Origin of the sequence: Bradyrhizobium sp. 35 (assembly GCF_023073215.1) — a bacterium.
GTDB lineage: Bacteria > Pseudomonadota > Alphaproteobacteria > Rhizobiales > Xanthobacteraceae > Bradyrhizobium > Bradyrhizobium canariense_D.
This window is the reverse complement of record NZ_JADPJC010000109.1, coordinates 1-6,389: the sequence shown is the minus strand read 5'-3', so window position 1 is coordinate 6,389 and position 6,389 is coordinate 1. Positions and strand designations below refer to the sequence as shown.

At 57.3% G+C, this 6,389-nt stretch carries 5 protein-coding genes and 2 pseudogenes; 3 read left to right on the top strand and 4 right to left on the bottom strand.

Annotated features, from left to right (window positions below; genetic code table 11):
* From IVB36_RS22615 to IVB36_RS22605, 3 genes are all read right to left on the bottom strand, one after another.
* Positions 1–295: hypothetical protein (locus IVB36_RS22615; protein ID WP_247393000.1), on the bottom strand; the 295-nt coding region annotated here is incomplete at its 3' end.
* A gap of 649 nt (positions 296–944) precedes the next feature.
* Positions 945–2,345 (bottom strand): aminotransferase, encoded by a 1,401-nt coding sequence (locus IVB36_RS22610; protein ID WP_247392999.1) that lies wholly within the window; start codon positions 2,343–2,345, stop codon positions 945–947.
* Positions 2,346–2,355: 10 nt separating this feature from the next.
* Positions 2,356–3,870, bottom strand: a complete 1,515-nt coding sequence (locus IVB36_RS22605) for an NAD-dependent succinate-semialdehyde dehydrogenase (RefSeq protein ID WP_247392998.1) — start codon at positions 3,868–3,870, stop codon at positions 2,356–2,358.
* 160 nt (positions 3,871–4,030) lie between these two features.
* Between IVB36_RS22605 and IVB36_RS22600 the strand changes: the two genes are divergently transcribed.
* Together IVB36_RS22600 and IVB36_RS40530 are read left to right on the top strand one after the other, a co-directional pair.
* A complete protein-coding gene (locus IVB36_RS22600) occupies positions 4,031–4,507 on the top strand; it encodes an Lrp/AsnC family transcriptional regulator (protein ID WP_247392997.1) in 477 nt (158 codons plus the stop codon).
* Between the two features lie 625 nt (positions 4,508–5,132).
* A pseudogene (locus tag IVB36_RS40530) lies at positions 5,133–5,222 on the top strand (MFS transporter); the annotation flags it as partial.
* A 6-nt stretch (positions 5,223–5,228) separates the two neighbouring features.
* Here IVB36_RS40530 and IVB36_RS22590 read toward each other — a convergent pair.
* Positions 5,229–5,407 (bottom strand): annotated as a pseudogene (locus IVB36_RS22590) (alanine dehydrogenase); the annotation flags it as partial.
* 755 nt (positions 5,408–6,162) lie between these two features.
* Between IVB36_RS22590 and IVB36_RS22585 the strand changes: the two are divergent.
* Positions 6,163–6,389: autoinducer binding domain-containing protein (locus tag IVB36_RS22585; protein WP_247392996.1), on the top strand; the 227-nt coding region annotated here is incomplete at its 3' end.

The following is a 6,389-nucleotide window of genomic DNA, read 5'->3' as shown; positions in this document are numbered from 1 at the left end:
ATTGACCCATGCGAACGACGCCACGGGTGGCCGGCTTCCGATCGGAATACCCGGCCGGCTTCGAATTGGAATGCATGGCCGGCTTCGTCGGAATCCGCATGCATTGCGCGATCTCCACGTCTTCCAGCGGTAAGTGATACTGATAAAAGCAGCCTTCAGGCGTTCGTTTTCCTCGCGCCGCGCCGCAATGCTCATGCGCTATTTCGAGCGCATCACCACTGCGCGCCCGAGTCAATCTGCCGCAGTTATCCAGCTGCCTGGGGACGCCGGGCTTCTTCCGGGCGGAAACCTCCAATCCAGCCCTTCGACTCAGGGCTGCGAACATCGCTGGCGATATGCGCATCACGCCGTCTGCGATCGTTGGCCAAACGAACTTGCAGCCTTCGAGGCGCTTATGGACTAACACCAGGCCCGTTCGATCCCCAAGACCAAAATCTTGATTCGGTCCGCTCATTTCGATCGGAACACGAAGGCTGCGCCGCTGAACGGGACAGCTGCTCGCCATCTATGGCTGTGTCCGTCCGCAGCACGACATCGGCGATCGCGATCTCAAGCTTGATGGCCGGAACGTGACCCGCCTCCAACGCGCTTTCCACGACCAGCGACGCGAATGTCGACGGCGACGCCTCGCACGGCGCCAACATGCCTCGCTGTCGGAAGCGTCGTCGCTAATCGTAAATCTGCCAGCGCGTCGCTCCGTGCTTGCCGGCCACTCGGACGCCTCGGCACCGGTAGCAGACTCTCCGTAACGATCGAGCTCTCTCAGTCTCCGAACGCACGCGGCGTCCCGAGGGTCCTTCACTGCCGATTGCCAATCAGAATGAGAGTGCTTCCAAGCAAGAATGTCGCGCCAATATGCATGGTCTTCATGCGCATTCTCAGAAGACTTGTGCACACGCCCCTCGGCTGACCCGAGAATCCACCGAGCCTATTGCAAGCAGAAGTCAAGCGACCGTTGTCTCCTTGGCCAGCTCATCCATCACATCCTTTGTTGCTCGATAAGCCAAGTCCACAATCTGGTCGATCTCGGCCTCTGAAACAATGAGCGGGGGTGCAAAGCCAAGAATGTCTCCATGCGGCATCGCTCGGGCGATAAGCCCCCGATCGCGGGCAGCCTTTGAGATTCGTGCGCCAACTTTTAATTCCGCATCAAACCGGCGTTTCGTTTGGCGATCTGCTACAAACTCGATCGCGCCGAGCAGGCCAACGCCCCGAACCTCCCCCACGAGTTCTAGCTGCGCAAATCGTTCTTTCAATCGCTTCTGAAAGTGCGCGCCGACGGTTTTAGCTCGGTCGGCTAACTGCTCATGTTCTACGATGTCGAGCACTGCATTCGCAGCTGCAGCCGCAATCGGGTGGCCCGAATAAGTGTACCCATGCGAGAATGCCCCGACGCGATCGGCGGCTTCCTCCATGACCTTGTAAACTCTCTCACCTACAATGGCTGCCGAGAGCGGCATGTAGCCGGATGTCAGCCCTTTGGCGACTGTCACCAGATCCGGCTCAATCGCGTAGAGAGTGCTACCGAAGTCCGCGCCGGTGCGACCAAAGCCACAGATAACCTCGTCTGCAATCAGAAGAATGTCGTAACGCCTGAGCACGGCCTGGATTTCCCCCCAGTACCCCTCAGGTGGCGGCGTGATGCCGCCGGTACCTAGCACCGGCTCAGCGATGAAGGCGCCGATTGTTTCTGGCCCCTCGGTCACGATTAATTTTTCGAGTTCGGCGGCGCGCCGACGAGAGAAGCCCAGTTCCGTCTCGCCCGGCTCAGCGCCCCAATAGTGATGCGGTGCACCCGTGTGCAGAATGCCCGGGAACGGCAGGTCCATGTGATCGTGGTAGAACGACATACCCGTCATCGATCCCGAAACCACAGAGCAGCCATGGTAACCGCGCTCACGCGAAATGATTTTTTTCTTCTTGGGCTGAGCACGCAGATTGTTATAGTACCAGACGAGTTTGGCCTGGGTCTCATTTGCATCGGACCCGGATAGGCCGTAGAACACCTTACTTGCTCTGCCAGGTGCCATCCGCACGAGTCGATCCGACAGCGTCGCCAGCTGTTCGGTCGTGTGCGCCGCATATGTATGGTAATATGCCAAACTGTGAGCCTGACGGGCGATGGCTTCGGCAACCTCCGTACGGCCATAGCCGATGTTGACACAGTAAAGGCCAGCAAAGGCGTCGATGTAATTGCGCCCCTCAGCGTCATTAATGCAGATCCCGTTTCCGCCGGTAACGATCGTCGGATCGCCCATTTTTCCCCTGGCGAAGTCTTTGAGCTGAGTGAAGGGATGCAAAACGCTCGAGCGATCCCGTTCAGCAATGGTTTTGATGTCCATCATTTCATATCTCCTAGACTGCTAGATCGCCGAAGCAGACGTATTTAAGTTCCATGTATTCCGCCAACCCGTGTCGCGATCCTTCGCGACCAAGTCCAGATTGTTTCCAGCCTCCGAACGGGATGGGCGGTCCCGTGAATGACGCTGTATTGACACCGAGCATGCCGCACTCGATTTGCTCAGAAAGTCTAAGAGCTCGGCGTAGGCTGTCGGTGTAGACATAGCCAGCGAGCCCCATTTCGTTGGCGTTGGCTCGGGCTATGACCTCTTCTTCGGAATCGAAGGGAAGTACAGCTGCGACAGGCCCAAATGTCTCTTCGCGAGCAATGAGCATCTCTTCCGTGGCGTCGCTGAGCAGCGTTGGCGCGACGAAGTGCGGACCGAGCGCGGCCTCTTGTTTTGGGGAGAAAACGCGCGCACCTCGCTGGGTCGCATCGTCGATCTGCGCCCGGCATTTCTGGGCTACAGACAATTTTGTCATGGGACCAATATCAGTCGAGGGCTCCAACCCATGTCCAACATTCAGTCCGGCGATCGCTGCGGCAAATTCGTCAACGAAGGCGCTATAGATACTTCGTTGCACATAGATGCGATTGGCGGCCAAGCAATCTTGGCCGGAGGTGGCAAATTTAGCTGCGATCGCGCCCTTCACGGCTTTACCAACGTCGACGTCGTCAAAGACCAGAAAAGGGGCATGGCCACCCAATTCCAACGAGACCTTCTTAACGCTCTCGGCCGCTCCTTTAAGGAGCAAGCGGCCGACCTCCGTTGAACCGGTAAACGAAAGTGCGCGTATTCTCGTATCGCTCAACAGTGGCCGTGAAAGCTCCATCGGATTACCAACGAGCACTTGGAGCACGCCCGGTGGGAAACCTGCCTGTTCGGCCAGTCTGGCAAGGGCAAGTGCAGACAGCGGAGTCTCAGGCGCAGGCTTGACGATGATTGGGCACCCGGCAGCAAGAGCGGCGCCCGCCTTCCTTGTGATCATCGCGACAGGAAAATTCCAGGGCGTAATCGCGGCTGCGAGGCCTATCGGCTGCATACGCACTTGGAGCAGACTACCAGCCTTATGGCTGGGAATCGTCTCTCCGTACGAACGCTCGCCCTCTGCCGCGAACCAGTCAAGAAAGCCAGCCGCATAAGCGATTTCCTGCCGTGCCTCGGCTAGTGGTTTACCTTGTTCGCTCGTCACCAGGATCGAGAGTTCTTCGGCATGATCGAGCATCAATGAGGCCCATGCCCTCAGAGCCGCCCCTCTTCTTACTGGAAGTAATTCTCGCCAAGCCGGGAAAGACCGCTCAGCCGAGGCGATTGCTAACTCCATCTCTGTGGCGCTACATCGAGCAACATCCGCGATCCGCTCTCCGGTCGCGGGGTCGATCACGTGTTCTCGCTCTCCCTTTGAGAACCATCGACCGTCGACCAGCGCCGCTCCCGCCAGGAAGTCGCGCCGCCGTAGAGTTTTCAGAAAACGAGTAGCTATGCCAGCGGGACGGACGCTTTGGGGAGCAGTCGCCTGAAACGTCATGTGTGGGTCACGCACGCTCAATTGTTGAAATGATCCAGGAATTCAGGATAGTGGGTATTGGACAAAGATTTGCGCCGCATTTCCCTGCCACCTGGAGGAATTCCTGCGGCGTGCAGGGGATTAGCGGCGGAATGCACCTGAGGGTTGGCTGGAGCGCAGCATGCAATACGACCGGATCGATGCCCGTATCCTGGAGATTGTGCAGAAGAACAATCGTCTGACTTCCGATGTCATCGGGGAAATGGCGGGCCTTTCTGCTACGGCCTGTCAACGCCGGTTGAAGAGACTGCGCGCGGATGGAGTCATCGAAGCAGACGTCTCGATCGTTTCGGCCAAAGCGGTTGGAAGGCCCATTCAGATGCTGGTCTTGGTGAGCCTCGAGCGAGAGCGCTCGGACATCATCGACAAGTTCAAGAAGGCGATCAAATCGTCAGCAGAGGTCGTCAACGGATTCTACGTCACGGGTGACGCGGATTTCGTTCTCTATCTTACGGCGCGAACAATGGAAGACTACGAGCAGTTCACGCGTCGTTTCTTTTATGAGAACCCGGACATCAAGGGCTTCAAGACAATGGTTATAATGGATCGCGTAAAAGCAGGGTTTGCCATTCCGATCGAAACGCCGTCCGAGGATTAGCGCACTTGCTTTAATTCTATTGCGCGAAGGGTTTCATCGCGCACTCGCGTAAAAGGCCTGAAATCACTGTCGGGCCGTTCTATCATGAGCCATGAATGCATTTGATGCACAGCTGGTCGTTTTTGGAGCTGAAGCGGCGGCGCATTCATCTACTTTCTGAACGGGACGATGCGGATACTAGGAACTTGGCGGGACTTCATCGGCGGTTTGCCCTGCAGGATAGTTCACGTTTCTTTGGCGGAAGGGGGCCGCAAGTCGCGTCTCGGTTCATATCACTGCCGAGCATCGCGGTGTCGGCTAATAGGATTCGCCGTGGCCAAGCTGAGTCCTCTTGCACGTAGCGACCTGTTCCCTGGCGGGGTCGCTAATTGTTCCCACCCTTAGCCGCGCAATGGATCCGCCTCTTGGTGCTTGCAGTGGCAGAAGGAGACCACGCGAACCAGGCGAAACGTTGGAAAGAAGACTAGCATCAGGCAGAGCCAAGGAGTCTGTTGTTCAACTGCGCAAATCACGCTGCGCGGTTTTGCGCTTGAGCTGCATCCAAAACGTGATGCGACGCCGGAGGCGACATACAATCCGCAATGACCCAGCCATAATCCGTCGGCATTAGCCAGGACGGCATCACCCGCTTCGCCAGCTCACTTTTCGACGGATATGGCTGGCGAGCGTACTTGCCACTGTAGGCGCGCTGATTCGGAGCGTAGGTGCGGCTTGGACGACGACTGTCCAGGATGGTGGCGCCAGCCTTGCGGTAGTCATCATCAGTCGACCCGATGCCGGCGCCCGCATTGGTCTCGACCATCACCTTGTGACCAGCGGTCACATATTCGCGGACGGCTCCAGGCGTCAGGCCACTCGGTATTCATGCGTCTTTATTTCCTTGGGAACACCCACTTTCATATGCAATCTCCTAACTGGATGTGCCCTTGTAATCAGAAATCGACGCGATCCTGGTTCATAGAAGGTGAAATGGTGGAGAAATACAGCGTTGTTGGTCGGTTTGCGCAGGATTTCGAACGGCTAGAGCGGCTGGACGAGCGCACCATTCGGTTGTCACGACCCAAAACACATCACGACTAGATCAGTTTGATAGGGAGGCCGCTGCTCCCAAGATGACCCGCTGGGGCGAGACCATAGATTCGGTGGATGCAGCGGGATGCGACTGCGGCTGCTTTGGGCGGGCGAGTAGACGTTGCTTGACGCGACGCGAGGATTGCGACGCCTCACGCGCGCGTATCGGCTGGATGCTTGAACGACGCTGCCAATGAATCTCTAGCAAGACGAGCCTATCGCACCACGCGGTAATCTCCGGCGAAGCCTTCAGAGCATCTCGGTCCATAACATACAGCAACGAACTGGATCTGTTTCGCGGCCGTGGGCTCACGCAGCGAGGATGCAGCAATGTGCTCCTTGCGACCGTCCGATACCTGCCAATTGCACTCCTGCCACGACCGCCGGCTGGGCAGAGGAACGCACCTAAGGCAGTGCGGGAGTTCGGTGCGAAAGGTTTGAATATGAAGCACTTGCAAGGACGCCACACCCCAGAGATAGTAGTTGCTTGGAAAACGCTACCTCTACGGCAAATGAATCGGACCATTCAAACTTTCATCGACGGACTAATTGAGAGCAGAGACCGGAATGCTCTGCAGCAAAGTATGGCTGACGTCGCCAAAGCCCTGAATCTATCGTCGTTCGCCTATCTCGGGCTCCCCAAGAAGGGAGGCGATGATCCGAATCTGATTTCAACATACCCGCCCGGCTGGACGACGCGTTATTTGCAACTCCGCTACCAAGAGCTGGACCCTGTGGTCCGTCAAGCAATCATTCATGCTCGACCGTTTCGGTGGGGGCCCGGATTCGGACCGCCAATTTGCTCGGACTC